25 protein-coding genes and 1 tRNA gene are annotated in these 24,891 nt (G+C 58.3%); 22 read left to right on the top strand and 4 right to left on the bottom strand.

The annotated features are described in order from the left end of the window. Nucleotides 1-16 precede the first annotated feature (16 nt). The 15 genes from AADW23_RS15330 to AADW23_RS15260 all read left to right on the top strand — a co-directional run bounded on the left by AADW23_RS15330 (nt 17) and on the right by AADW23_RS15260 (nt 15,161). Nucleotides 17-92: transfer RNA gene (locus tag AADW23_RS15330), tRNA-Thr, on the top strand. Between the two features lie 165 nt (nt 93-257). Then, complete coding sequence (locus tag AADW23_RS15325; protein ID WP_341861810.1) at nt 258-1,445, top strand: tyrosine-type recombinase/integrase; 1,188 nt, start codon at nt 258-260, stop codon at nt 1,443-1,445. A gap of 25 nt (nt 1,446-1,470) precedes the next feature. Beyond that, nucleotides 1,471-2,358, top strand: coding sequence for a hypothetical protein (locus AADW23_RS15320; protein WP_341861809.1), 888 nt, complete (start codon nt 1,471-1,473; stop codon nt 2,356-2,358). Between the two features lie 153 nt (nt 2,359-2,511). Then, nucleotides 2,512-2,721 carry an AlpA family phage regulatory protein gene (locus tag AADW23_RS15315; RefSeq protein ID WP_341861808.1) on the top strand — a complete coding sequence of 70 codons (210 nt, stop codon included), beginning with the start codon at nt 2,512-2,514 and terminating at the stop codon, nt 2,719-2,721. Then, complete coding sequence (locus AADW23_RS15310) at nt 2,714-3,139, top strand: helix-turn-helix domain-containing protein (protein WP_341861807.1); 426 nt, start codon at nt 2,714-2,716, stop codon at nt 3,137-3,139. The genes AADW23_RS15315 and AADW23_RS15310 overlap by 8 nt, the downstream gene beginning before the upstream one ends. Before the next feature lie 52 nt (nt 3,140-3,191). Beyond that, entirely contained in the window at nt 3,192-4,211 is a 1,020-nt protein-coding gene (locus AADW23_RS15305; protein WP_341861806.1) for a site-specific integrase, read from the top strand. 60 nt (nt 4,212-4,271) lie between these two features. Next, nucleotides 4,272-5,720 (top strand): N-6 DNA methylase, encoded by a 1,449-nt coding sequence (locus AADW23_RS15300; protein ID WP_341861805.1) that lies wholly within the window; start codon nt 4,272-4,274, stop codon nt 5,718-5,720. After that, the gene (locus AADW23_RS15295) at nt 5,717-6,919 is read left to right on the top strand and encodes a restriction endonuclease subunit S (RefSeq protein ID WP_341861804.1); all 1,203 of its coding nucleotides are present in this window, start codon (nt 5,717-5,719) and stop codon (nt 6,917-6,919) included. Before AADW23_RS15300 ends, AADW23_RS15295 begins: the two co-directional genes overlap by 4 nt. 50 nt (nt 6,920-6,969) lie before the next feature. Then, entirely contained in the window at nt 6,970-9,330 is a 2,361-nt protein-coding gene (locus AADW23_RS15290; RefSeq protein WP_341861803.1) for an EcoAI/FtnUII family type I restriction enzme subunit R, read from the top strand. An 828-nt stretch (nt 9,331-10,158) separates the two neighbouring features. Next, nucleotides 10,159-11,124, top strand: a complete 966-nt coding sequence (locus AADW23_RS15285) for an ABC transporter substrate-binding protein (RefSeq protein ID WP_341861802.1) — start codon at nt 10,159-10,161, stop codon at nt 11,122-11,124. Nucleotides 11,125-11,133: 9 nt separating this feature from the next. Beyond that, entirely contained in the window at nt 11,134-11,961 is an 828-nt protein-coding gene (locus AADW23_RS15280; RefSeq protein ID WP_341861801.1) for an ABC transporter permease subunit, read from the top strand. Nucleotides 11,962-11,971: 10 nt separating this feature from the next. Then, nucleotides 11,972-12,745, top strand: coding sequence for an ABC transporter ATP-binding protein (locus AADW23_RS15275; protein WP_341861800.1), 774 nt, complete (start codon nt 11,972-11,974; stop codon nt 12,743-12,745). After that, nucleotides 12,742-13,542, top strand: a complete 801-nt coding sequence (locus AADW23_RS15270; protein WP_341861799.1) for an ABC transporter permease subunit — start codon at nt 12,742-12,744, stop codon at nt 13,540-13,542. Before AADW23_RS15275 ends, AADW23_RS15270 begins: the two co-directional genes overlap by 4 nt. Nucleotides 13,543-13,693: 151 nt before the next feature. Further along, complete coding sequence (hpaR, locus tag AADW23_RS15265; protein ID WP_341861798.1) at nt 13,694-14,173, top strand: homoprotocatechuate degradation operon regulator HpaR; 480 nt, start codon at nt 13,694-13,696, stop codon at nt 14,171-14,173. Between the two features lie 298 nt (nt 14,174-14,471). Then, the gene (locus AADW23_RS15260; protein WP_341861797.1) at nt 14,472-15,161 is read left to right on the top strand and encodes a hypothetical protein; all 690 of its coding nucleotides are present in this window, start codon (nt 14,472-14,474) and stop codon (nt 15,159-15,161) included. Between the two features lie 91 nt (nt 15,162-15,252). Here the strand turns inward: AADW23_RS15260 and mmsB are convergent, their stop codons facing one another. The 3 genes from mmsB to AADW23_RS15245 form a co-directional block, all read right to left on the bottom strand. Further along, nucleotides 15,253-16,128, bottom strand: a complete 876-nt coding sequence (gene mmsB, locus AADW23_RS15255; protein ID WP_341864342.1) for a 3-hydroxyisobutyrate dehydrogenase — start codon at nt 16,126-16,128, stop codon at nt 15,253-15,255. After that, entirely contained in the window at nt 16,128-17,162 is a 1,035-nt protein-coding gene (locus AADW23_RS15250; RefSeq protein ID WP_341861796.1) for an enoyl-CoA hydratase/isomerase family protein, read from the bottom strand. Before AADW23_RS15250 ends, mmsB begins: the two co-directional genes overlap by 1 nt. 66 nt (nt 17,163-17,228) lie before the next feature. Beyond that, nucleotides 17,229-18,374 carry an acyl-CoA dehydrogenase family protein gene (locus AADW23_RS15245; RefSeq protein ID WP_341861795.1) on the bottom strand — a complete coding sequence of 382 codons (1,146 nt, stop codon included), beginning with the start codon at nt 18,372-18,374 and terminating at the stop codon, nt 17,229-17,231. A gap of 393 nt (nt 18,375-18,767) precedes the next feature. On the opposite strand from AADW23_RS15245, the gene AADW23_RS15240 reads away from it, so the two are divergent. Together AADW23_RS15240 and AADW23_RS15235 are read left to right on the top strand one after the other, a co-directional pair. Further along, nucleotides 18,768-19,343: a hypothetical protein gene (locus tag AADW23_RS15240; protein WP_341861794.1), complete on the top strand. Its 576-nt coding sequence runs from the start codon at nt 18,768-18,770 to the stop codon at nt 19,341-19,343. A gap of 157 nt (nt 19,344-19,500) precedes the next feature. Then, nucleotides 19,501-19,677, top strand: coding sequence for a hypothetical protein (locus AADW23_RS15235; RefSeq protein WP_341861793.1), 177 nt, complete (start codon nt 19,501-19,503; stop codon nt 19,675-19,677). Nucleotides 19,678-19,913: 236 nt separating this feature from the next. Here AADW23_RS15235 and AADW23_RS15230 read toward each other — a convergent pair whose 3' ends face one another. After that, nucleotides 19,914-21,413, bottom strand: a complete 1,500-nt coding sequence (locus tag AADW23_RS15230; protein ID WP_341861792.1) for a CoA-acylating methylmalonate-semialdehyde dehydrogenase — start codon at nt 21,411-21,413, stop codon at nt 19,914-19,916. 105 nt (nt 21,414-21,518) lie between these two features. On the opposite strand from AADW23_RS15230, the gene AADW23_RS15225 reads away from it, so the two are divergent. The 5 genes from AADW23_RS15225 (at nt 21,519) to AADW23_RS15205 (ending at nt 24,709) form a co-directional block, all read left to right on the top strand. Then, nucleotides 21,519-22,421, top strand: a complete 903-nt coding sequence (locus tag AADW23_RS15225) for a LysR family transcriptional regulator (RefSeq protein WP_341861791.1) — start codon at nt 21,519-21,521, stop codon at nt 22,419-22,421. Between the two features lie 91 nt (nt 22,422-22,512). Further along, a complete protein-coding gene (locus AADW23_RS15220) occupies nt 22,513-22,959 on the top strand; it encodes a CBS domain-containing protein (protein ID WP_341861790.1) in 447 nt (148 codons plus the stop codon). 111 nt (nt 22,960-23,070) lie between these two features. After that, nucleotides 23,071-23,565, top strand: a complete 495-nt coding sequence (gene coaD, locus AADW23_RS15215) for a pantetheine-phosphate adenylyltransferase (protein WP_341861789.1) — start codon at nt 23,071-23,073, stop codon at nt 23,563-23,565. Between the two features lie 33 nt (nt 23,566-23,598). Next, nucleotides 23,599-24,099 (top strand): peptidylprolyl isomerase, encoded by a 501-nt coding sequence (locus AADW23_RS15210; RefSeq protein WP_341861788.1) that lies wholly within the window; start codon nt 23,599-23,601, stop codon nt 24,097-24,099. Further along, complete coding sequence (locus AADW23_RS15205; protein WP_341861787.1) at nt 24,092-24,709, top strand: peptidylprolyl isomerase; 618 nt, start codon at nt 24,092-24,094, stop codon at nt 24,707-24,709. The genes AADW23_RS15210 and AADW23_RS15205 overlap by 8 nt, the downstream gene beginning before the upstream one ends. The last annotated feature ends 182 nt before the right edge of the window (nt 24,710-24,891 follow it).

Here is a 24,891-nt window from a genome sequence, read left to right as displayed (position 1 = left end):
CCAATGCGCTGCATGTGCCCCTATAGCTCAGCTGGTAGAGCAACTGATTTGTAATCAGTAGGTCCGCGGTTCGAGTCCGTGTGGGGGCACCATTTATCCGTCCAGATTTATCCAATGACATGCGAAAGAGCCTTGTATATAAGGCTATTAACGAGATCGTTCGTCCAGCGTTGTTCGGTGGCGTCCAGCAGCGTACCCCCATTTGGGGGGTATTTCTGGGGGTACGGTGAACACTGGAATAACTGCGTACCCCCACTATGCCCCTCAACGACATTAAGATTCGAAACCTCAAATCCGGCGATAGAGCCTATAAAGTCAGCGACTTTGAGGGTTTGTTCATTCTGGTAAAAGTCAGTGGCGCGAAGTCGTGGCGTTTCAAGTATAGGATCGACGGCAAGGAGCGGCTGTTAGTGATAGGCGACTATCCCGCTGTGTCGCTCGCCAAGGCACGGCAAGCCCGTGATGTTGCTAAGGCGCAGTTGGCTGATGGGGTTGATCCCAGCGAGGCCAAGCAAGAAGAAAAGCGATTGAGGCTAGAGGCCAAGGGGCAAACGTTTGAGAAGATCGGTGCTGCATTCCTCGCCAAGCAGCGCAAAGAGGGGAAATCGGCGGCTACGCTTTCGAAGACCGAATATCACATCAAGTTGGCCAATCGCGATTTTGGCCGTAAGCCTGTCTCCGAAATCACTGCGCCGATGATCCTGAAAACCCTGCGCAAGGTCGAAGCCAAAGGCAACTACGAGACCGCCCACCGCTTACGTGCCCGCATTGGATCTATCTTCCGTTACGCAGTCGCGAGTGGCATCGCGGAAACGGACCCAACGTATGCATTGCGCGACGCGTTGATCCGCCCAACCCGCGTTCACCGTGCTGCGATTGTTGATCCTAAGGCGCTGGGCAGGCTAATGGTCGAGATCGACGGCTTTGACGGGCAGGCGACGACACGCATTGCCTTGAAATTACTCGCCATCCTTGCACAGAGGCCTGGGGAGGTGCGCAATGCTAAATGGGATGAGATTGATTTAGCGGAAGCGGTTTGGTCAATTCCCGCCGCCAAGATGAAAATGCGCCGCGATCATAACGTGCCGTTGCCCAAACAAGCTTTGAAGTTGTTGGAACATTTGCGGGCTATGAATAACAAAGGCGACTATCTGTTCCCGTCACTGCGCACTTGGACCCGCCCGATGTCAGAAAACACCCTCAACGCGGCTTTGCGCCGTATGGGGTATTCCGGCGACGAAATGACGGCCCACGGTTTTCGCGCATCATTCTCCACGCTTGCCAACGAAAGCGGCCTTTGGAACCCCGACGCTATCGAGCGGGCCTTAGCGCACGTTGAGAAAAACGAAGTGCGCCGCGCTTATGCGAGGGGAGAGCATTGGGAGGAGCGCGTTAGGTTGGCAGTCTGGTGGGCTGGATTCTTGGATGAGGTGCGGGCAGGGTAGTCGTGGTTTTGAAAAAGGGCCGAGTTTGACCACGATACGATTTGACAAAATGCAGGTGACAGGGGCGTTTGATGTGATCATGCGCCGGAAATTCGTTGAGCTTTATGATTGGGAAATTCCTGATCTGGTTCAAACTGTGGGGCCATATGAGCCTGATCTGTTCTCTGAATACGCCGCGAAAATTGATCAGCTCTTGGATGTAGCGTTTCAAGTCCTAACCGATGCGACGGATGTTGAGCTGGATGCAATTATTGCCGATGATCGGAATGAGCAAACGGGCGCGCGCAAGCAGTGGCGTGAACTCTTTGCAAGAGAAATTTCGCTACTGCGAAAGCACCGTCCGTTCTGGGCAGAAGGTGGTTTCGGACATCCCGATTACGTCGCAGACTTCGAGTACTGGGGGCGGATGCCAAGTCTGCTGCTGGATGAGGCCGTTTGTTTGACACTTGGTGTCGAGCCAAAACATTTTAAGAATCTATTGAATGAAGATGATGAAACCCTGCTCTATTTGGGCAAACCGATGATTTTTGCCAAAAGGCGAGCCGAACAATTTTCTCGCCAATTTCACGTTTCACGGCATAATCAAAAGATCCCAGCAGATGACCTCCTTAAGTGGATCAGGACCGTCGATCTTGAGGTTCACGCACAAGCGTTGAATGTCTTGGAGCGGTTTCATGGCTGTGAAGGCGTGCCAACGAGGAAAACGCAACGGGAAGACCCGCGTGCCGTTCGTGCCGTCGCAAGAATATTAACGGCCATTGCAATTGAAGAATACGGATACGACCCCAAGAGTCCACGTAGCCCAATTCCGAATGAGATATTGGGAATCATGGACCGATTGGGGCTACAGGGGTCCGCTGAAACTGTCTTGAAGTACTTAAGAATCGGTTCGGCGGACCTTCCACCCGACTAGATCAAGATTATAACTAATCGTATAACGGCGTGTCGTGATTTTTTCGTTTAACATCAACGAGGGATTTCTATTCTGGCAGCCTAGATCCTATTCGTCCTAGCTCTAAATTGACCGTGCCACATGTCGCTGCACATACTGACATGAGGATACACAATGGTGGACAACAACGAATTTCCGACGACAGGTTTTGTGCGGCTAGCGCAAATTCTGGCTCCCGCTGGCCCGATCCCAGTTTCCAAATCTACATGGTGGCAAGGCGTCAAAGAGAACCGTTTTCCGCAACCCCAAAAGCTCGGCCCTCGCACGACGGTTTGGAAGGTCGAAGAAATCCGTGCCTTGTTTGAAGGGCATGCCGATGGGTAAACGAGTAAACCCAATGGGGGTCAAATCCGCGCTTACTTACGAGGTGTCCGAAGCTGCCGTTGCGCTGGGTGTAAGCAAAGCAACGATCCGCAATTGGGTAAGGGATGGGCTGCCGATCATGGCAACGAAGAAACCTTACCTGATTTCTGGCGCGGAAATACGTGCATATCTGCGTTCTAAGAGCAAAGCCGCTAAGAAGCCGCTCAACCATGATGAGTTGACTTGTTTCAGGTGCGGTGCAGGGCGCAAGCCTTTCGCGATGTCCGTTGAATGCTTCCCAAATACCATCAAGACATCCCGCCTTGCCGGGGCGTGTGAGCAATGTGGTGGCGCTGCAAGCCGTATAATTTCAAACAGCCGCCTCGATGAGTTCGCCGCAACTTTCCATTTCAAAACAGGTGCGGGCAGCGAACCTTAATGGATACCCACGATCACCGTCTAAAATAACACTTACAGAGGAGCGTTCGAGCATGCGCAAAATTAACGAAGAGAACGAGCGGATCAAGCGCCGTTACTTGCAGTACCTCAAGACCGCGAAGCGCAAGGATGCCAGCACGGTGCAAAAGGCAGCCGAAGGAATTTTGCGGTTCGAGGCGAGTGTGAATTTCACCGACTTTAAGAAGTTCCGTATCGAACAAGCGGTGAAATTCCATGACCGTTTGAACAATGAAATCAGCAAGGCCACAGGAAAGCCTCTGTCGAAATCGACAATCCGCACAGTTTTGGCTGCCAACAAAGACTTTATCTTTTGGCTGGCGGATCAAAGCGGTTACAAGAGCCGCATCCGTCATAGTGATGCGGATTATTTCAACATGGACGCCAAGGGTGCGCGTGTTGCAAGCGCTTCCCGCGAAACGCCTTATCCCTCTATGGAGATGGCCCGCCATGCGTTTTCGTACATGCCCGAAACGACTGGGATCGAGCGACGCAACAAAGCAATGTTCGCTTTCTTTATGTTGACGGGCGCGCGGGACGGGGCAGTGTCGTCGCTGCGGATCAAGCATATCAACATGTTTGACGGCTGCGTATATCAGGATGCCCGTGAGGTGAGGACGAAGAACGCCAAGACGTTCACGACCTATTTTCTGCCCGTCGATCCTGACTATTTGGCCTGCTTCACGGCTTGGGTGAACTACCTGAAAACCGATGCGCTGTTCGGTCCGGATGATCCTTTGTTTCCCCCGCCAAAGATCGAGGCGCGCGACGGTGAGTTTCAAGTCACCGGATTGCGCCGCGAGGCGTACAAGAACGCAAATGCAATCCGCACGGTCATCAAGGATGCGTTCACCCGCGCAGACTTGCCGCCGTTCACGCCCCACGCATTCCGCAAAACCTTGGTAAAATGGGCCGATGTCGCCTACCCAACCCGCGAAGGCTTCAAGGCATTTTCGCAGAACATCGGTCATAGCAGTGTCGTCACGACGATCAGCGCATATTGCCCGGTGTCTACGGAACGGCAGGCGGAGTTGTTAAAGCAGCCCACGCTATGAGTTTTCGACTTTCACACCGTTCACAACACGGGCAGAGTGCTAAAAAACGAAAGAGCATCCATGTTTGAGCAAACCTTCAAAACCCTCGACGATATCATGTTCCAAGAGCCGGGCTGCAATTCCGAACTGGACTACGCCGAGCAATCATCGTGGATGCTCTTTCTTAAATACCTCGACGACCTTGAAGAGGAACGCGAAGCCGAAGCCCTGATGGACAACACGCCCTTCGTGCCCCTGTTTGAGCCGCAATACCGCTGGTCCGCTTGGGCCACGCCTAAAACGCCGGACGGCAAACCTGACCTCGACAACATGCGGATCGGCCAAGACCTTGTGGATTTCGTCAACAACGACCTGATGGCCTACCTGCGCGGCTTTTCATCCGCCACTGACCCCAACTCGATCCAATCCAAGATCGGGCAGATCTTCGGTGAGGTGCGCAACAAGTTCGGCAATGGCTACATGCTGCGCGACGCGCTCGACAAGATCGACGAGCTGAACTTCGGCACCCAGGATCAGAAATCCGAACTCTCCGACCTTTATGAAACGCGCATCAAAAACATGGGCAACGCGGGGCGCAATGGCGGGCAATACTACACGCCGCGCCCGCTGATCCGCGCCATGATCCAAGTGGTGCAGCCGCAATTGGGCGAAACCATCTACGACGGGGCCGCTGGGTCTGCGGGCTTCCTGTGCGAGGCGTTTGAATACCTCAAGGGCAAGGCAACCACGCCGGACCAGCGCCAACTACTGCAACGGCGCACGTTTTATGGTAAAGAACAGGCGCCGCTGGCCTATGTCATCGGGCTGATGAACATGATCCTCCACGGGGTCGAGACCCCCAACTACCTGCGCACCGATACGCTGGCTGAACGGGTCGCGGATATCGAGGAAAAAGACCGTTACGACATCATCCTTGCCAACCCGCCCTTTGGCACCAACAAGAACAAGCAACTGCAGCTGAACTTTCCGGTGAAATCATCGGAAAGCGCCTATCTGTTCATGCAGCATTTCATGGAAAGCCTCAAAGGCGGCGGGCGTGCGGCGATTGTGATCAAGAACACCTTCCTGAGCAACACCGATGGCGCATCCATTGCGCTGCGCCGTCAACTGCTGGCGGACAACGCGCTGCACACGATCCTTGATTGCCCCGGTGGCACGTTCCTTGGGGCAGGGGTCAAAACCGTGGTGCTGTTCTTTGAGAGGGGCAAGCCGACAAAGGACATCTGGTATTACCAGCTCGACCCCGGGCGCAACATGGGTAAGACCAACCCGCTGAACGACAAGGACCTGGAAGAGTTCGTGGCCATGCAGGCGACCCGCAGCTTAGGCGACAAGGCTTGGATCGTGAACGTCGATGATCTGGACGAGGACACCTGTGATCTGTCAGTCAAAAACCCCAACACGCCAGAGGAAGCGCCACTGCGGGAGCCGGAAGAGATCATCGCGGATATGCTGGCGCGGGACGCAGAGACGGCCGAGATTCTGCAGAGTATTCGGGGGATGCTGTGAAGGCGGGCTGGGAAAACGTTCGGCTTGATGAAATTTGTAAGATTGCACGAGGGGGATCACCGCGTCCGATCAAGAAGTTCATCACTGATGATCCGGACGGCATCAATTGGATTAAGATCGGCGATACCCAAGTTGGAGGTCGATATATTGATAAGACTGAGCAGAAGATAATCAAGGAGGGCATACCTCGTTCACGTTTCGTAACAGCTGGGTCTTTTTTGCTTTCAAACTCGATGAGTTTCGGCAGACCGTATATCCTTCGAACTGACGGTTGCATACACGATGGATGGCTCGTCTTAGAGCCAGATTATTCCCGTGTGGATCAAGGGTACCTCTACTATGCGCTAGGTTCACGGGTGGTCTTCGATCAATTCAACGCCTTGGCCGCTGGGTCGACTGTTCGCAATTTAAATATCGACTTGGTTTCGAAGGTAGTCGCGCCACTCCCTCCCCTCGAAGAGCAAAAGCGGATTGTTGCGGTTTTGGATGCGGCGTTTGAGGGCTTGGACCGCGCCCGCACCCATATCCAAACCAACCTCCAAAACGCGCGGGAGTTGTTTGAGCGTCAAAGTCAGGAGTTGCTGACGAAGTGTTCTGATGCGGAACCGAAAATGCTTGGTGAAGTTTGCAACTTTGAGAATGGTGACAGAGGCGAAAACTATCCTGGTCGAAAAGCATTCGTTCCAAGGGGCGTCCCCTTTATTAACGCGGGGCATCTCGACGATGGGCGAGTTGATTGGGCGAAGATGAACTACATTCCGAAGGAGCATTTTGATCGGCTTGGCAATGGAAAGGTTCGGAGAGGCGACGTGTTGTTCTGCTTGCGTGGGTCGCTAGGAAAATTTGGTTTAGTGGATGTCGATGATGATGGAGCGATTGCCTCGTCGATTGTTATTGTCCGACCTAAAGAAAAGGTCTCATCGGCGTTCCTCTGTGCTTATTTCGCATCCGGAGTTTGCGCAGATATGATCAAGCGCTTTGCGAACGGTGCTGCACAGCCAAACTTATCGGCTGCGAACTTGAAGAAATTTGAGATACAGGTCCCGTCAATCGAATCGCAAAAGAGTCTAACGGATGCATTGGATCAACTTCAAAGTGGCGTTGGGGAACTCCAAGCCCACTACACCACCAAACTCGCCGACCTAGACGACCTGCGCCAATCGCTCCTGCAAAAAGCCTTCGCGGGGGAGCTGACATGACCCGCGCAATCATGGCTTGCATCCGCTCTGCCACCCCATAAACTCGCCAAATGGTTGATTATGCGTCCCTTCACCCCGATCTGATCGCCACAGAAAGCGAGGCCGACACCCGCGCGCGGCGTATTGATCCGCGCCTGCGCGATATGGGCTGGGACGTGGTTCTAAACTCCCTGATCAGCCGCGAAGACATCGCACCGGGGCGGATTGCCGTGGGCGGCAAGCGTGAAAACCCGATGTCTTGTGATTACGTGCTGACCTACCGCGACCAAAAGCTCGCCACGCTCGAGGCCAAACGCGCAGGGATCAACACCGCCGAAGGGGTAGCACAGGCCAAGGAATACGCCCGCCGCCTGCGCACGCGCTTCACCTACGCCAGCAACGGGCGCACATGGTACGAGATCGACACCAAAACAGGGGCCGAGCGCGATATCAGCGGCCCGCCCACCCCCGACGACCTTTGGGCGCGCACGTTTGCCGAAGATCTTGAATGGCGCAATCGTTTCGGCGATGTGCCGTTTGAAACGGGCGGCGGCAAATGGCAGCCGCGCTATTACCAGCACAACGCCATCCAAGCGGCATTAGAGGCCGTCGCGCGGGGGGAGGATCGTATCCTGCTGACCCTCGCCACAGGGACGGGCAAAACTGGCATCGCGTTTCAACTGTGCTGGAAGCTGTTTCATTCCAAATGGAACCTGAGCGGCAAACCGAGCCGCCGCCCGCGCATCCTGTTTCTGGCGGATCGCAATATTCTGGCGTCGCAGGCGTATAATTCATTCGGCGCATTCGAAGATGGCGCGCGGGTGCGTGTCAGCCCCGACGAGATCAGCAAGCGCGGCGGGATGCCCCAAAACGCATCGATCTTCTTTACGATCTTCCAGACGTTGACGACGGATCAGGGCGGCAAGCTGGGGTATGAACATTACGACCGCGATTTCTTCGACTTTGTGATTGTCGATGAATGTCACCGTGGCGGCGCGAATGCCGAAAGCTCTTGGCGGGAAATCCTGAACCATTTCGAACCTGCCGTGCAGTTGGGGCTGACGGCCACGCCTAAGCGGACAGACAACGCCGACACCTACGCCTATTTCGGCGACCCCGTTTACACCTATTCTCTGCGCGAGGGGATCGAGGACGGTTATTTGACCCCGTTCCGAGTACGCCAATTCGGATCAGACCGCGACGTGTATCAGTTTGATGGCGCGGATGAGGTTCTGGCGGGGGAGGTCGAAGAGGGTGAGGAGTTCAGCGAGGCGGATTTCAACAATAAGATCGAGATCAGAGAGCGAGAGTTGCACCGCGTGCGCACGTTCCTGAGCGAGATAAACCTCAAAGAGAAAACAATCGTTTTCTGTGCGACCCAGAACCACGCCGCGTTAATCCGCGACCTGATCAATCAAGAGGTGCAATCCCCAGACGCCAATTACTGCGTCCGTGTGACGGCAAACGACGGGGCAGGGGGCGAAGCGTTTCTGGAGTTGTTCCAGCAAAACAGCCGCACCATTCCGACGATCCTGACTACCTCGCAAAAGCTTTCAACAGGGGTGGACGCCAAGAACGTGCGCAATATCGTTCTCATGCGGCCCGTGAATTCAATGATCGAGTTCAAGCAGATCATTGGGCGGGGCACGCGGACGTTTGAGGGTAAGTGGTATTTCACGGTTTATGACTTCGTAAAGGCCCACGAAAAGTTCGACGACCCGCAGTGGGATGGCGACCCAGCTAGCATCATCGTCGCCCCGCCCAGCGAGCCCAACGGCCCTATGCCCGGGGGAGACCCAAATGGGCCAGAGCCTTTGACACCGTCGGGAGGTGAAGACCCGACGACACCCAAGCCTGAAATGGTGCAGATCAAGCTAGCGGATGATCATATCGTCAATATCGCCGCGACGACTTTTTGGGGGCCAGACGGCAAGCCGATAAGTTCACGACAGTTTATCGAGCGTATGTTTGGCGAGTTGCCTGAGCTGTTTAAAGACGAGGATGATCTACTTGCCCAGTGGAGTGATCCCGACACCCGCAAGGCATTGCTCGAACGTTTGGCCGAGCGAAGCTATGACGCCACGATCCTTGCCGAAGTTCAAAAGGCAATGAGTGCCGAAGACTGCGATGTCTTCGACGTGCTGTCACACATTGCATATGATCGAAACATGAGAACGAGAGAGCATCGTGCTGAGGTAGGCCGTCGGCGGGTCGAGGATCAGTTCGACCCGAAGATTGCGGCCTTCCTAGACTATATCTTGGATAGCTACGTGGTGCATGGTGTCGGAGACTTGGACCGCTCAAAGTTGTCTGATTTCGCAAGGATCAGGTACGGCACTTTGAAAGAGTGTGGCGCTGAGCTGGGTGGTATGGACGCCGTTATCGGCGCGTTTGTAGGATTTCAGAGGCACCTCTACACGCCTTCAAATTAGCATTTGGGGGTATGATTGGGGGTATTGCCTATTGTGGTGTGAGATTAACTACTTTTAATCAATGCATTGAGTGGTGAGTGTGGGTCCGTGTGGGGGCACCACTTTCCAATCCGAACATGGTCAGCCGCATCCGATATCGCGGCCCTAAATTGGGTCTTCCAATGCAGCGTTGAACGAAGCCGTCCAGCCGCAACCCGTGAAAGGGTCGCCGTTTTTCGGGGAGGCATCGCGTAGACGCAAGATAGGATGCTTCCGGATGTTTCAGAGCGATGCCATGCAACGCATGGGTAAGCTGACGCGACAGTGGGCGAAACGGAATGGTCACAGGGCTTGGATTGCGGGAATTCGGTCCCTCCCTGTTACGTCTACCGCCGCGCGGATAATTTTAGCTGTTTGCGCGAGGTAGCAGCGGTGCGGAAAGTTCAAACCGTCAAGCCTCGTGCACGGTCATGGGGTCGTTTTGCGACAAATCAAAAGCCGCAATGGATTGACTAGATTCTGGCTCATTGCGCGATGGTGTGACCGGTGACGAGCGTTCAGCAACCTCCCATTAAGAACCGTATCGGTCGAACTTGCGCCGCGCGTAGAATCCTATTGGGGGAGGGAAGGGCGGATGTAAGTGCCTTACGGATTTCGACCTCTCGTATGGGGGGCGGCGATCGAAGTGTTTCTTATAAGTGCTTGAATATTAAGTATGATCTGAAATCGTACTGGCTGCGCGCGACGATAGTTGACAGGTTAATTAAATGAAGATTAACATGTTAAATTAAATGGTGGGCCGGGAGGGCCGATCGGTTCGGCCATGGCCAGATTTGGGAGGAGAACACTATGAAAAGGAATATCCGCAACATCACTTTCGGGGCGTTCGTCACGCTCAGCGTGGGCGCTTCCGGCGTCTATGCTCAAAGTGCCGGGCAGTTTGCTCTTGGTTTGCCCGGTGGGGCAGGGCCGACTGATGTTCCAACAATTCTGGCGATGGAGAGCTTTGCCGCAGACGGAATGGAAACGAGCACGATTGAGTTCGATTCTCCCGATATTCAGACGCAAGCGCTTCTGAACGGCGATATCCAAGTGGCGCTGATGGGGCCGGCCACTGTCTTTGCGGCGAACGCTGCGGGGGCCGATTTGCGGATGATCGCGCCAAACAACTCGATTGACCTGATGGTGGTGGCTGGGGCGGATATCGCCACGTGCGAGGACCTGGACGGTGAATTGGTTGCCTATCATTCCGCGGGATCCACCAGCACAGCGCATTTGCGCAAGTACCTCGAAGACACATGTCCCGATGCGACACCCAATTTCGTTGTAATTTCAGGCTCGTCCAACCGAGCGGCGGCGCTTTTGGAAGGTCAGATTGCGGGCACGATTGTTCGTTTGGAAGACTGGCTGGCCGTCACCGGCGGCAACGATGAACGGGTGCGTGTGCTGGCGATGTTGTCCGAGGCGCAAGCGACGCTGCTGACCTCAACTATTGTGGTTACTGCCAGCACCCTTGAAGAGAACCGCCCGCAGTTGGAAGGCTACCTTGCCACACTGCAAGACCAGTACGCAGCCGCCTACGAGGACCCTGCGGCATACGCCGCTCTCGCGCTGCCGCACCTTGCCGGTGCCACCCAAGAGAGCATGGAAATGGTTTTCGGTGCGCTTGCAGAGGCCAACCTGTTCCCCACCGACATGTCCTTTAGCGAGGTACAGGTGACCGATACGCTTACCTTCTACGAGAATGCTGACCGGATCGACGCCGGAGCGCTATCTGCTGCCGACGTTGCGGACTTCTCGTTCTCGTCGAACTAGGAGAACCTCGTGGTGATATCTGCACCGACTGGGGTTGAAGCTCAGGCTTCAACCCCACGCCAAGTTTCGGTTCTGGAGTTGCGCGGCAGGCTTGGCTTGGGGGGGACGATTGTCAGCCGAGTGGTTGCTTTCATCGTCTTTGCGCTTTTGTGGGAAGTTTCGGCAAAGGCGGCGGACTCGATCCTGATCCCGACATTCACGGAAACCCTCGCCGCCCTGTACGAGACGATGTTTCTTACAGGAGAGATTTGGCCGGCCCTGTGGGTGAGCAATATCCCCCTCATAATGGGATACGCGATTGCCATAGCCATATCCGTCCCCTTGGGGCTGATGATGGCCCGATGGAAGACCGTGGATCGGGCGCTTAGCCCCATCACAGCGCTCGCCTTGGCACTTCCGATTTCGCCGCTGATACCTATCGTTCTGGTTGCCCTCGGCTTTGGGCTCGCGCCCAAGGTCGTGATTATCGTCCTGTTTTCGTGGGTGTTCATCACCACCAACGTCCGGGCGGGTGCCCGCATGGTCGATAAGTCACTGGTCGAGATGGCGCGCAGTTTGGGGGCGAGTGAACGCCAGGTCTGGTTCCGCATCTTGATCCCCGGTGCCATTCCAGCGGTTTTCGCGGGGCTACGCATCGGATTGGGGCGGGCCTTTGCCGGGATGGTGATTGTCGAATTGATCATGCTGCCAGTCGGTATTGGGGCGCTCCTGCTCGACTACCGAGGAGATTTCGAGGCGGCGCTGCTCTACGCGACAACGATCCTTGTGGTCATCGAAGCTGTGGCCTTGGCAATTTTAATGCAGGCGCTCGAACGCCATTTGATTAGGTGGAAGTGACGACATGGGAATGATCAACGTAGCATCTGTGACGCACCGTTATGGCGCGCCGGGGCGGGAACAGACCTTGGCTTTGTCAGAGGTGAACTTGGAGGTCGAGAAGAATGAATTCGTGACCCTTCTTGGCCCATCGGGCTGCGGCAAGACCACTCTAATGCGCGCGATTGGCGGGCTGGTGACACCATCTCAGGGGAAAATCACCGTCAATGGGCGTGCGGTGTCCGGCCCCAACCAAGATTGTGCGATCGTATTCCAAAGCTTTGCCCTGATGCCTTGGGCCACTGTCTTGCAGAACGTGGCATTCGGATTGGAAATGCGCGGCGTTGAGAAGGCGGGACGAATGGAAAAGGCCATGGCCGGGATCGAATTGGTCGGCCTGAAGGGATTTGAAAACAAATACCCAAAAGAGCTATCGGGTGGCATGCAGCAACGGGTCGGCCTTGCCCGCGCGCTGGTGATCTCGACACCGATCATGCTGATGGATGAACCCTTTGGCGCTTTGGACCATCAAACACGGCGATACATGCAGGAAGAGCTGCTACGCATTTGGCAGCAAGATCAGCGCACTGTCGTTTTCGTTACCCATGATATGGAAGAGGCGATCCTGTTGGGCGACAAGGTTGTGCTGATGTCCAACCGTCCCGGTCGCATTGAAGAGGTGATCGACGTGAGCTTCACCCGTCCCCGTGACCCGGAAGAAGTAGAGCGCTTGCCAGAGTTCACGGAGCTCAAGGAATACCTTTGGAACCGTCTGAAACAAATGCATGAAATGAGCATGGCATGAGCAGTGCTTCGCCAAATATGCCCGACGCAACAGCGGCCCCGACACCGTTCCGCGATGGTACGACATATCTCTTCACCAACTGGGGCGGGCTTTTCGGGATCGCTTTGATCTGGGAAATCGCGGGGCAATTGATTGATTTACGCTGGTTGCCGCCGTTTTCCTCTGTGGTCGTCAGGCTCTTTTGGATGGTGTTCTCAGGCGAGATCACCCCGCATCTTCTGGGCAGCTTGGGGTCGCTGGCGATCGGTTTCTCCATCGCGCTGGTGATCGGATTGACGGTCGGCTTGTTAATGGGGTTATTCACCTGGATAAACACGGCGCTTGACGTCTATGTGAATGCCTTACTTTTCACGCCGGGCTTGATATTCGCCCCAATTCTCTTCGCGATTTTCGGCCTGTCCTATGCCACGCGCGTCAGCGTCGTGGTGATCTATGCCGTCTTCATCATTATCATCAACACGGCCGCCGCAATCCGAAATGTTGATCAACCCTTGCTGGAAATGGCAGCCTCCTACGGGGCCAGCCGGACCTCTGCCCTATGGCGCATCGTGTTGCCCGCTGCTTTCCCGCTTATCGTGGCAGGCATTCGCATGGGCGTCGGTCGTGCCGTCAAAGGCATGGTCAACGGTGAGATTTTCATCTCTCTCGTTGGGATCGGCGGCCAAGCGGCCCGGTTTGGTAACCAGTTTGACTTTGTCTCTGTCTGGGCAATTTCCCTGTTCATCATGTGCTTGGCTGTCACGATCAACCAGACCGTAAGTCTGACAGAGCGCCGATTGACAGCATGGGTGGATTAACGAAGGCCGCAGCCTAGGTGTCTTTGCGGTGTCAGGTTGTGTGACGCGCAATGGTTGGGCCGTTCACTTGGAAAAAACGCCGCAGAATGCTACGGCAACGCGCCGAGGCGCCGAGCTTGGCCAGCAGCGAAAACAATAGCGAGGCCAAAGCATGGGCATGTCGAACGTAGAGCGCGAAAGAAAGATGGCCGAAACGCTCGCCCGTACGCAGCGCACGCTTCCCATCGCTCTGTTGCGGGTTCGGGAGGCGGTCATGGACCGCCTGCGCCCCGTTCTAAGCGCCTATGGCATTAGCGAAGCGCAATGGCGGGTGTTGCGGGTGTTGCAGGAAATCGGCCACGCCGACGCCTCGCAACTCGCACAACAGGCCTGCATCTCGCCACCGTCCTTGACGCGTATTCTAAGAAATCTGGCTGAACGCGAATTTCTTTCCCTAGAGAAAGACAAAGCCGACGGGCGGCGTACGGTGATTGAGTTGTCACCAGAAGGAGAGGCCTTAATTGTCAAGTTGACGCCCCCGGTCACCCAAATCCACATGGACATCGAAGCCAGACTGGATGCCGATAGGGTCGAGAATTTCTTGAATGAACTTGAATACTTCCAAACGGCCTTAAGCGCCCCCAGCCAATGATCCTAGACTGATGCTTGGGAAGGTGATGTCGCGCCATGTGGGCGGCTTTACCTATGAGAGCTATGGCAGAGATTTTTGCCGCGATAGACGGGATACTGAGGGCCATAGATCGCTGTGCGGGTTTTGCACGCCTTCTCTATTGCACTGACTATTCTACCAAAAAATTTGAAAATTTTCCTATGTCGCGTTGTTTTCTCACCTTTGCTGGCATTGCTTTCTTCGCCGCGCCCGTCTTCGCCAAGATGTTGACCCCGCCCGATCTGCTTGATTTGTCTCGGCGCTGGAAGCCTATGGTTGCGTGCTGTCGCAAGAGGATACACAGAATTTCGTGCTCTCCAATGGCTTTGCCGATGCTCCTGAAACCCAATGGCCCGTCGGGGCGCTGATTGCAGCAGGCGCGGCGCGCACCGAAGGGGCCAACTTGATTTTGGAAAGCCCCAATTGTGCGAACGGGGCGGCGCAGGCGACACCTCAACCCGTTCCTGTTCCGGTTCCTACGCCGCAACCTGCGCCTGCACCGCAACCGGTGCCCGAGCAAGCGCCGCAGCCGGTGCCCGTATCTGTGCTGCAAACCGCCAACGCTTGTCCGACGTTCGAGCAAATGGGCCAGACCTACTCGATGACCGGCGATCAGCTTTATAGCCCGCACTCCCTGACGCTTCAGGCCGGCGGCTCCACCGATATCAGCGGCTGTAACGTGGGCGGCGTGGGCTTTGCCAATGCGGTGCCGCATCTGTCCATCGGCCTATCCGGGATGGAGACCTATGGCCGTTTGGAGGTCGAGGTGGATGCCCAGTGCGACACCACCTTGCTGGTGAATACACCGACCGCGCAATGGGTCTTTGACGATGACAGCGGAGGCAATCTCCAACCGTTGTTGAACCTTCCGTCCTCGGCGGCCCTGAACGGGCGGCTCGATATCTGGGTCGGCACCTACAACGGCGCCGCCTGTGCCGCCACGATCGAGCTAGAGACCTGGAACGGCTAAGCGCCTCGCACCATCGGCGTTGTGATAGAAAAAGGCCCGAGGGAGAACACCTTCGGGCCTTCGCTGTTGGCAGGCGTCACGAAGCGCGGGCCTAGCCGTTGCGGCCACGCCCCTCAAACCGGGGCAACATGGCCGAAAAGTCCCGGCCCTTGCCGTCCTCATCCTCGACGAACTTCTGGTAAAGCGCCAAGGCGGCGGCCCCCATAGGGGTGTCCGCATCAGCGGCCTCTGCGGCGGCTTGGGCAAGACCCAGATCCTTCAGCATCAATTCGGCCGCGAAACCGGGCTGATAATCGTTGTCGGCCGGGCTCGAGGGGCCGACGCCGGGGGCAGGGCAGTAGGCGTTCATCGTCCAGCTATATCCGCTGGAGGTCGACACCACGTCAAACATGGATTGTCGCGCCAGCCCCAACTTGTCGGCCATGGCGAAGGCCTCGCAGGTGGCGATCATGGTGACGCCCAATATCATGTTGTTACAGATCTTTGCCGCCTGTCCGTTGCCCGCAGGCCCACACAACACGGCCTTCTGGCCCATGATCTCAAACAGCGGCGTGACCGTTGCAAAGGCGTCCTCTCCGCCACCGACCATGAAGGTCAACGTGCCGCCCGCCGCACCGCCAATGCCGCCCGACACCGGGGCGTCCAGCCACCCAAGGCCCGCCGCCTCGGCGGAAATGGCAACTTCTCGCGCCGCGTCCACTTCCACGGTGGAGCAATCGACGAACACGGCGCCGGGGCGCATCTGCCCGATCACCTCGGCGGCAACCGCGCGCAGGATGGCGCCATTGGGCAGCATGGTGATGACGACATCGGCGCCCTTGGCCGCCTCCGCGCCACTGGCCACGCGGGTGACACCCTCGGGCGCATCGGCGATGGTGTCGAACCCCACGACCTCATGGCCGGCCTTGGCCAGATTAGCCGCCATGGGCGCGCCCATATTCCCAAGCCCGATAAACCCGATCCGCATCACGTCATCCTCCATTCATCTGGCCCAAGGGGCTGCAACATGGCTGCCACCTCGACCAGAGCCACATCCTTTGCGGCGCTATGTTTCCATGTCGGCGATCTATCCTTGTCGATGATCGCCGCTCGAATACCTTCCAGAAAATCCCCGTGCTCCATGGCGCGCGCCGTGAAGCGATACTCATTTTGCAACGCCCTCACGATATTGTCGTGCATCCTTGCGCGGTGCACCAATTCAATGGTGCATGCCATCGCAAGAGGAGAGTTCCGCCCCATCACTTGCAACGCCTTGTCCCCAAATTCCGACGGCGCATGGGCGATGTCTACCAAGACATCTCTCAACCCTTCGCCCCCGAATAAATGATCGATCTCGGCCTGCTGCGCGGCCAGCGCGCTCTCGGGTGGGGTCTGCGCGGCCCGGTCCACGGCCTCCCAGGCTCCCCCCAGTAGCTCCGCCTTCAACGCGTCCCAGCCAGCCTCCGGCACGAAAAAATCGGCAAACTCCGCGTGGATCGCATCCCCCGGACCCATGCGTGAGGCCGTCAGCCCAAGGTATTCCCCCAGCCGTCCCGGCGCGCGCGACAGCAACAACGTCCCGCCCACGTCGGGAACCAACCCGATCCCCACTTCCGGCATCGCAATCAACGAACTCTCTCCCACAATCCGGTGCGACCCGTGGCAACCAATCCCCACGCCACCGCCCATCGTGAACCCATGCAGGAAGGTGACCACCGGCTTGGGAAACGCAAACATCTTGGCGTTCATCCGGTATTCATCGGCCCAAAACTTGCGCCCATAGGCAAAATCCCCGGCCATGCCCGTCTCGTACATCTCCTGGATATCGCCGCCCGCGCAAAAGGCCCGCTCTCCTTCGGCGTCGATCATTACCAACGACACGGCATCGTCCATGGCCCAGGCATCCAGCGCCGCCTCAATGTCCAGACACATCTGGTAACTCAACGCGTTCAACGCCTCGGGCCGCGTCAGGGTGATCCGCCCGGCGCGTCCCTCAATGCGGATGTCAATGTCCTCACTCATCGGGCGCTTCCCCCTGCTTCACCTTTTCACAAATATCGAATCCCACAGCTGCCAAATAACGCAACCTCACCCGCGATCCGCCAACATCTGCCGCGAGACAATCATCCGCATGATCTCGTTAGTGCCCTCAAGGATCTGGTGAACCCTCAGGTCTCGTACGATCTTCTCGATCCCGTAATCGGCCAAATACCCGTAGCCCCCGTGCAATTGCAGACATTGATCTGCAATTCGCGATCCAGCCTCCGTGCAAAACTTCTTCGCCATCGCACAGGCTTTTGTCGCGTCGGGCGCCCCATTGTCCAACTTCCACGCCGCCTGCCGCAGAAAGACCCTTGCCGCCTCCAACTCAATCTCCATATCCGCCAACCGAAACTGGAGCGCCTGGAACTGGTCGATGCTCTGCCCGAATGCCTTGCGCTCACCCATATAGGTCAACGTCGCCCGCAGCGCCGCCGCGGCGCCGCCCAGGGAGCACGCCGCAATATTCAACCGCCCCCCATCGAGCCCCGCCATCGCATAGCGAAACCCCTTGCCCTCGTCGCCCAACAGGTTGCCTGCCGGCACGACGCAATCGTCCATCTGCACGGCCCTCGTGGGTTGCGACCGCCAGCCCATCTTGTCTTCCAAGCCGCCAAACGACAGCCCCTCGGTGCCATCCTCGATAATCACCGCCGAAATCCCGCGCGGCCCGTCTTCTCCCGTGCGGCACATCACGACATAGGCGTCGGAATATCCGCCCCCGGAAATGAACGCCTTGGTGCCGTTCAGCCTATAGCCATCGTTGGTGCGCTCCGCGCGGGTCTTCAACGCCGCCGCGTCCGAGCCTGATCCGGGCTCCGTCAGACAATATGACAGCACCGTTTCCATGGTCAGCGCCTTGGGCAGGAACTTCGCCTTGACCTCGTCCGAGCCGAATTTCTCGATCATCTTGGCGCACATATTGTGGATCGACAAAAACGCCGCGACCGAGGCGCAAGATTCCGACAGCGCCTCAAACACCAGCGTCGCCTCCAGCCGCGACAGGCCCGAGCCGCCGTTCTCTTCACTGACGTAAAGCCCGGCAAATCCCAGTTCAGCCAGCTTTGGCCAAATAGCTTTCGGAATTTCCTCTGCGCGTTCCCACGCATGGGCGTGGGGGGCGATCTCTGCCTCTCCGAACGCGCGGGCCATATCGTAGATGGCCTGCGCCTCTTCGCTCAGTGCAAATTCCATGTCATCCCTCCCAAGATCCGAATTGAACGCCCGTTTAATTAACGAGTGTTACACGAATATTGCAACCTCACACCTGGCGTTTCGCCAGGAGCAATAAGATCAGCCCCAAAGTCGCGGCGATCAGGGCAACCACAAGGTCGACGGCGCGGCTTATGATGGCTCTCCAAAAAATTTCGCGCCACGATGATTGCCAGCGCGCGGCGATGTCGCCTGCGCATCGGCCCATCCCTGCCACTGCGCCCCGTCGAATCCTCGGCCTCACGGATCACCATCCGTTTTCCGTCGGTCCGGTTTTCCGCAGTCGCCTGCTTAGGACACATCGGGCAGAACACCCACACCAGCCCTGCATTTCCGGGGCGCATTCAAACGAACCACATTTAAGGACCCCATATCATGAACCGTCGCTCTTTCCTTACCGCTTCCCTTCTTGCCGCCCCTTCGCTGATGACCCTCTCCAGCCTTCCCGCCTTCGCAGGCTCCACGGGCTCCACCCTGATCGAGGCCGCAGGCCTCTCTGCCTCGGGCACCGTGGACATTCCGGGCTTCGGCGCGGGCGGCAATGGCTTGGTCAACATGGCCTTTACATCCGGCCCCAACATCAATGCCCAATTCGGCCCCGCCGCCGTGTCCCGGGTGATGGGCGCCGCCTCCGGCGATCGCTTCGGCGTGGTGTTCAATGGCTACAACGGCTCCGACACCCACCGCACTGAATGGATGCTGGATGGAGTCTCAGCCGCGGGTGCCCATGGCCGCTTCCGTGTCGACGGCGGGCTCGAGGCCGACGCCTCCGCCGTGATCGGCGGCGACCAATACCAAGGCGCCGGTGTCGCCGCGATGATCATGGCGGCCCTCTCAGCGGGCTCCACCCTCCGAGGCTCCTCCGCCAGCCTGGTCCAGGCCCTGGTGCGGCCCCATTCCGCCCCCGCGGGCATGGCCTTCGGCCTCGAAGTGACCGTGCGCGCTGTCTGATCCGCGCACGCGCCCCTCGGCTCCAGCGGCCGGGGGGCTTTTTCTTGCAGGGTAAGGCTTTCCTGCATCCGACACCCCGCCCGGTAAGGTTTCCCGCAATACCGCCGCCACCCCGCCTCAGATACAACCAGGACAACGCATTAAAGGAGACACTGCCATGCTCATCCGCTCAATCCTCACCGTCGCTGTCCTTGCCTCCTTCGTCTTTGGCGCCGCCGCGAACGCCTCTCCCGCGGCACCTGCCACAAACCTGACGGCCCAGATCGACGGCATCTCTGCCCCGATGAGCGAGGGTTTCGCCTCCGCCGGTGGCCTCGGTACCACCCGCCGCTAACCCCATTGCCCACGACCTCCCTGTTGGACTTGCCCCTCGGACCTCCCTCCGAGGGGTTCTTTTTTGCCTCACGCCCCGAACGTCGCCGCCCCCCCCCCCCAATTCCTCGTTCTTGAAATATCCCGGGGTATGCGCATCCTCGATGCGCAAAAGGGGCAGCGCCCCTTCCTCTTAAACAAATAAAAAGAGGGGCCCCCCGGGGGCCCCTCACAATTTTCAAACGATGATCCGATCCCTTATTCCATGACAGGAATGGTGAACTCGCCGCCCTCCTTGATGCCCGAGGGCCAACGCGCGGTGACTGTCTTCGTCTTCGTGTAGAAACGGAATGCATCGGAGCCGTGCTGGTTCAGGTCGCCGAAGGCCGATTTCTTCCAGCCGCCGAAGGTGTGGTAGGCCAGTGGAACCGGGATTGGCACGTTGATGCCGACCATGCCCACGTTGATCCGCGAGGCAAAATCGCGCGCCGCGTCGCCGTCGCGGGTAAAGATCGCGGTGCCGTTGCCGTATTCGTTATCCATCGCCAGCTTCAGCGCTTCCTCGTACGAACCGGCGCGAACCGTGGCCAGAACCGGGCCAAAGATCTCTTGCTTGTAGATATCCATGTCGGGTGTCACGCGGTCAAACAGGTGCGGGCCGACAAAGAAGCCGTCCTCATAGCCCTGGAGGCTAAAGTCACGGCCGTCCACGACCAGCTCTGCCCCTTGATCCACGCCGGTTTGCACCAGCCGCAGGATGTTTTCCTTTGCCATTGGCGTCACGACGGGGCCGTAATCCACGTCATTGCCGCTGGTGTAGGGGCCGACTTTCAGCGCCTCGATCTTCGGCACCAGCTTTTCGATCAAACGATCCGCGGTTTCCTCGCCCACGGGCACAGCAACCGAGATCGCCATGCAGCGTTCACCCGCCGCGCCGTAACCGGCACCCACCAGCGCGTCGGCGGCCTGGTCCAAATCGGCGTCAGGCATGATGATCATGTGGTTCTTGGCTCCGCCAAAGCACTGCACGCGCTTGCCGTTGGAACAGCCACGACCGTAGATATATTCCGCAATCGGGGTAGAGCCGACAAAACCCACAGCCGCGATGGTCTCGTTATCCAAGATCGCGTCCACGCTTTCCTTATCGCCGTTGATGACCTGCAAAACGCCATCGGGCAGACCGGCTTCCTGCATCAGCTCGGCCAGCATCATTGGCACCGATGGATCACGCTCGGACGGCTTCAGGATGAACGCGTTGCCGCACGCAAGGGCAGGGGCCATCTTCCACAATGGGATCATCGCGGGGAAGTTGAACGGCGTGATGCCGGCGGCCACGCCCACGGGCTGACGCATGGAGTACATGTCAATGCCGGGGCCCGCGCCGTCGGTGTATTCGCCCTTCAGGTGGTGAGGTGCGCCGATGCAGAATTCCACAACCTCAAGACCGCGCTGAACGTCGCCTTTGGCGTCGGGGATGGTCTTGCCGTGTTCGCGCGACAGTGCCTCGGCCAGCTTGTCCATGTCCCGGTGCAGCAGGCTGACGAAAGCCATCATCACTCGGGCGCGGCGTTGGGGGTTGGTGGCGGCCCATTTGACCTGCGCCTCGGCAGCGTCTGCCACAGCCGCGTCCAGTTCCGCCTTGGAGGCCAGTGCCACCTTGGCCTGAACTTCGCCCGTGGCCGGGTTCCACACGTCCTGTGTGCGGCCGGAGGTGCCCGCGACGTGTTTGCCGTTAATCCAGTGACCAATCTGTTGCATCTGTCTTCTCCCAAAAGGTTTCGTGTTGCGGGTCTTATACGCTTGCATTTGTGCCGGGAAAAGAGACAGCTTCGCAGGATCATTTTGCAAAAATAGGCGTATAAGATGAATTGGGACGATCTTCGCGTATTCCTGGCCACGGCGCGGGCAGAAAGCCTGACGGCGGCGCGGGGCAGCCTGCGGATGGACCCTGCCACCATTGCGCGGCGGGTTGCCCGGCTGGAGCAATCGGCGGGCACCGCGCTGTTTCTGAAATCCCCCCAGGGCTATCGCCTGACCGAGGCGGGCCTGCGCCTTTTGTCCCATGCGGAAGAGGCCGAAGCCGCCCTTTCACGGGGCATCGGCGCGTTGACGGGCAGTGCCGAACAGCTTTCTGGCACCATCCGCATCGGCGCCCCGGACGGTTGCGCCACCTACCTTCTGCCGCAGGTCTGTGCACGGATCGCCGATCACCATCCCGATCTCGATCTGCAAGTCCTGGCCCTGCCGCGTATCGTGAACCTGTCACGGCGCGAGGCAGATCTGGCGATCACTGTCAGCCGCCCCAAAACCGATCGCCTGGAGGCGGAGCGGCTCTGCGACTACAAGCTGTCGCTTGCGGCCTCTCGCGGGTGGTTGGCGGAGAATGGCACTCCTGCTTCTCTGGGCGATATCAAGGGGATGCGGGTCATTGGCTACATTCCCGACATGATTTTCGATGCGGAACTGGATTACCTGTCCTCCCTTGGGGTGGGGCGGGTGGCCTTGGCGTCCACCTCGGTTTCGGTGCAACTGCAAATGGCCCGTGCGGGTGGCGGGCTGGCGGTGGTTCATGACTTCGCCTTGCCCACAGCGCCGGAATTGGTGCGGGTCTTGCCCGATGACGTCAGCCTCATTCGGACGTTCTGGCTGACCACCCACGCCGGGCCCAAAGACGCGCGCCTTGACCGGATCACGGCCCTTCTGCGCGACGGTATCCGCGACGAGATTGCCCGCCTCGAGGCCGAGGCCGCACGTCCGCCCGCGTAGATGAATGGCCCGCGGCTTGGCCGAAAGTCTTGACAGGTCGGCAGTTTAGCGACGACGCTGGACCTCGCTATTTTGTGAAGGAGGCGCCAAAATGCTCGTGCAACAGATCCTGAAAGACAAGGACGGGGACAAGGCAGGAGAGGGCGTCGTGACAATCACGCCCACCGCCAGTGTGGGAGAGGCGGCAAAGGTGCTTTCAGCCCGCCGGATCGGTGCCTTGATCGTGTCAAATGACGGCACAGATGTGCAGGGCATCTTGTCGGAACGCGATATCGTGCGGGCCATCGGCGCAAGCGGGCCGGGGTGCCTTGCAGACCCGGTGACATCGCTGATGACGGCGGACATCGTCTCGGCCACCCGGGATGAGACGGTGCAATCGGTGCTGGGAAAGATGACCCAAGGCCGGTTCCGCCACATGCCCGTCATGGACGGCGCGGCCATGATCGGCCTGATCTCCATCGGCGATGTGGTCAAGGCGCAGTTGTCCGAACTTTCCATGGAAAAAGAGGCGCTGGAAGGCATGATCAAGGGCTTCTAGCCCCACAAATCCGCCGTTCCGCTGCCGTTTTGTCCCGGTTTTGCCCGCGTTTTGGTTGCAACCCATGCAGCAATCGTGTTTGCGTCCTGCCCTAGAAACAGGGGGACAGCCATGCGCACTGGGCTTTATCCGGGGACATTTGACCCCATCACAATGGGCCACGTCGATATCATCAAGCGGGCCTGCAAATTGGTCGATAAGCTGGTGATCGGCGTGGCGATCAACCGTGACAAGGGGCCGTTATTCTCCCTTGAAGAGCGCGTCGCCATGGTCGAGGCCGAATGCGCCAAGATGACCGAGGCTTTCGGCACCGAAATTGTGGCCCATCCTTTCGAGAACCTCCTGATCGACTGTGCCCGCGACGTGGGGGCAGAATTCATCATTCGCGGCCTGCGTGCGGTTGCGGATTTCGAATACGAATACCAGATGGTTGGCATGAACCGGAAACTCGACGCCAGCGTCACGACCGTCTTTTTGATGGCCGAGGCCGAGCATCAGGCAATTGCCTCGAAGCTGGTGAAGGAAATCGCTCGCTTGGGCGGCGATGTGTCGTCATTCGTCACACCCGCCGTCAACGCGGCGCTACGCGAGAAATACCCGCTCTGAGAGTGGGGACAATATACCTAGAGGAGAGCCAAAGTGGCCGATATCAAAGATCCCGAAAACACGATCCTGATCGAGTTGAAAGACGGCACCGTTGCCATCGAACTGCTGCCCGACGTGGCGCCAGAGCATTCCAACCGGATGAAGGAACTGGCCCGTGAGGGTGCCTATGACGGCGTTGTCTTCCACCGTGTGATTGACGGCTTCATGGCCCAGACCGGCGACGTGCAGCACGGCAAGAAAGGCGGCAACCTGCGGGCTGCTGGCACTGGCGGTTCCGACAAGCCGGACCTTCCTGCCGAATTCTCCAAGCTGCCCCATTCCCGTGGCACCCTTGGCGCGGCGCGGTCGTCCAACCCGAACTCGGCCAACAGCCAGTTCTTCATCAACTTCAAGGACAACGACTTCCTGAATGGTCAGTACACGGTCTACGGCCGCGTGATTGACGGCATGGAGCATGTCGACGCGATCACCAAGGGCGAGCCGCCCGCGAACCCTGACGAGATGATCTCGGTCAAGGTGGCGGCAGATGTCTAAGACCCCTCGCTTTGCTCGGGCGGGGGGGCTGCTCCTCGCTGCGCTCCTCGCCGCGTCCCCGATTGGGGCGACGGGCATCGAGATTGACGTGACAGGGGAAGCCGAGGGCACGATCATCATCGACCTGTTCGAAGATGTCGCCCCTTTGCATGTCGAGCGGATCACCACATTGGCCGAAGAAGGCGCCTACAACGATGTCGTGTTCCACCGCGTGATCGACGGCTTCATGGCGCAAACCGGGGATGTCGAATTCGGCAACCTTGGCCAAGACATGCGCTACGCCGGGCGCGGCGGGTCCTCCTACGACGACCTGCCTGCCGAATTCTCGGACCTGCCGTTTGAGCGCGGCACCCTGGGCATGGCGCGGTCGCAGCGCCCGAACTCGGCCAACAGCCAGTTCTTCATCGTGTTCGAGGCCTCGCCTCACCTGAACGGGCAATATACCGTTTTCGGCCAAGTGGTTGAGGGCATGGACATCGTGGACATGATCCGTCGGGGCAGGGGCCGTAACGGCGCCGTCACCGGCGAGCCTGACCGCATGACCGCTGTGCGTGTGCTGGATTACGATCCCGTGGCGCCCGAGCCCGAGGAAGAAGAAGCGACGGAGTAGACCTTCGTTTTCTATTGATCCGATGAACGGGCGTGCCATCAGGGTGCGCCCGTTTCTCGTTTCCTGCGGGCGGCGCTTGCCCGTTTCCTGCGCGGGGCGCTTGCCCATTTCCTGCGGGCGGCGCTTGCCCGTTTCCTGCGCGGGGCGCTTGCCCATTTCCTGCGGGCGGCGCTTGCCCGTTT

Source organism: Gymnodinialimonas sp. 57CJ19 (genome assembly GCF_038396845.1).
Taxonomy (GTDB): domain Bacteria; phylum Pseudomonadota; class Alphaproteobacteria; order Rhodobacterales; family Rhodobacteraceae; genus Gymnodinialimonas.
This window is presented reverse-complemented; position numbering and strand designations above follow the sequence as displayed.

Excerpts from the sequence above, each read along its gene's own strand:
- AADW23_RS15325 (WP_341861810.1), top strand. The coding sequence starts at position 258 with ATGCCCCTCAACGACATTAAGATTCGAAACCTCAAATCCGGCGATAGA.
- AADW23_RS15315 (WP_341861808.1), top strand. The coding sequence starts at position 2,512 with ATGGTGGACAACAACGAATTTCCGACGACAGGTTTTGTGCGGCTAGCG.
- AADW23_RS15310 (WP_341861807.1), top strand. The coding sequence starts at position 2,714 with ATGGGTAAACGAGTAAACCCAATGGGGGTCAAATCCGCGCTTACTTAC.
- AADW23_RS15305 (WP_341861806.1), top strand. The coding sequence starts at position 3,192 with ATGCGCAAAATTAACGAAGAGAACGAGCGGATCAAGCGCCGTTACTTG.
- AADW23_RS15300 (WP_341861805.1), top strand. The coding sequence starts at position 4,272 with ATGTTTGAGCAAACCTTCAAAACCCTCGACGATATCATGTTCCAAGAG.
- AADW23_RS15290 (WP_341861803.1), top strand. The coding sequence starts at position 6,970 with ATGGTTGATTATGCGTCCCTTCACCCCGATCTGATCGCCACAGAAAGC.
- AADW23_RS15285 (WP_341861802.1), top strand. The coding sequence starts at position 10,159 with ATGAAAAGGAATATCCGCAACATCACTTTCGGGGCGTTCGTCACGCTC.
- AADW23_RS15275 (WP_341861800.1), top strand. The coding sequence starts at position 11,972 with ATGATCAACGTAGCATCTGTGACGCACCGTTATGGCGCGCCGGGGCGG.
- AADW23_RS15270 (WP_341861799.1), top strand. The coding sequence starts at position 12,742 with ATGAGCAGTGCTTCGCCAAATATGCCCGACGCAACAGCGGCCCCGACA.
- hpaR (WP_341861798.1), top strand. The coding sequence starts at position 13,694 with ATGGGCATGTCGAACGTAGAGCGCGAAAGAAAGATGGCCGAAACGCTC.
- mmsB (WP_341864342.1), bottom strand. The coding sequence starts at position 16,128 with ATGCGGATCGGGTTTATCGGGCTTGGGAATATGGGCGCGCCCATGGCG.
- AADW23_RS15250 (WP_341861796.1), bottom strand. The coding sequence starts at position 17,162 with ATGAGTGAGGACATTGACATCCGCATTGAGGGACGCGCCGGGCGGATC.
- AADW23_RS15245 (WP_341861795.1), bottom strand. The coding sequence starts at position 18,374 with ATGGAATTTGCACTGAGCGAAGAGGCGCAGGCCATCTACGATATGGCC.
- AADW23_RS15240 (WP_341861794.1), top strand. The coding sequence starts at position 18,768 with ATGAACCGTCGCTCTTTCCTTACCGCTTCCCTTCTTGCCGCCCCTTCG.
- AADW23_RS15235 (WP_341861793.1), top strand. The coding sequence starts at position 19,501 with ATGCTCATCCGCTCAATCCTCACCGTCGCTGTCCTTGCCTCCTTCGTC.
- AADW23_RS15230 (WP_341861792.1), bottom strand. The coding sequence starts at position 21,413 with ATGCAACAGATTGGTCACTGGATTAACGGCAAACACGTCGCGGGCACC.
- AADW23_RS15225 (WP_341861791.1), top strand. The coding sequence starts at position 21,519 with ATGAATTGGGACGATCTTCGCGTATTCCTGGCCACGGCGCGGGCAGAA.
- AADW23_RS15220 (WP_341861790.1), top strand. The coding sequence starts at position 22,513 with ATGCTCGTGCAACAGATCCTGAAAGACAAGGACGGGGACAAGGCAGGA.
- coaD (WP_341861789.1), top strand. The coding sequence starts at position 23,071 with ATGCGCACTGGGCTTTATCCGGGGACATTTGACCCCATCACAATGGGC.
- AADW23_RS15205 (WP_341861787.1), top strand. The coding sequence starts at position 24,092 with ATGTCTAAGACCCCTCGCTTTGCTCGGGCGGGGGGGCTGCTCCTCGCT.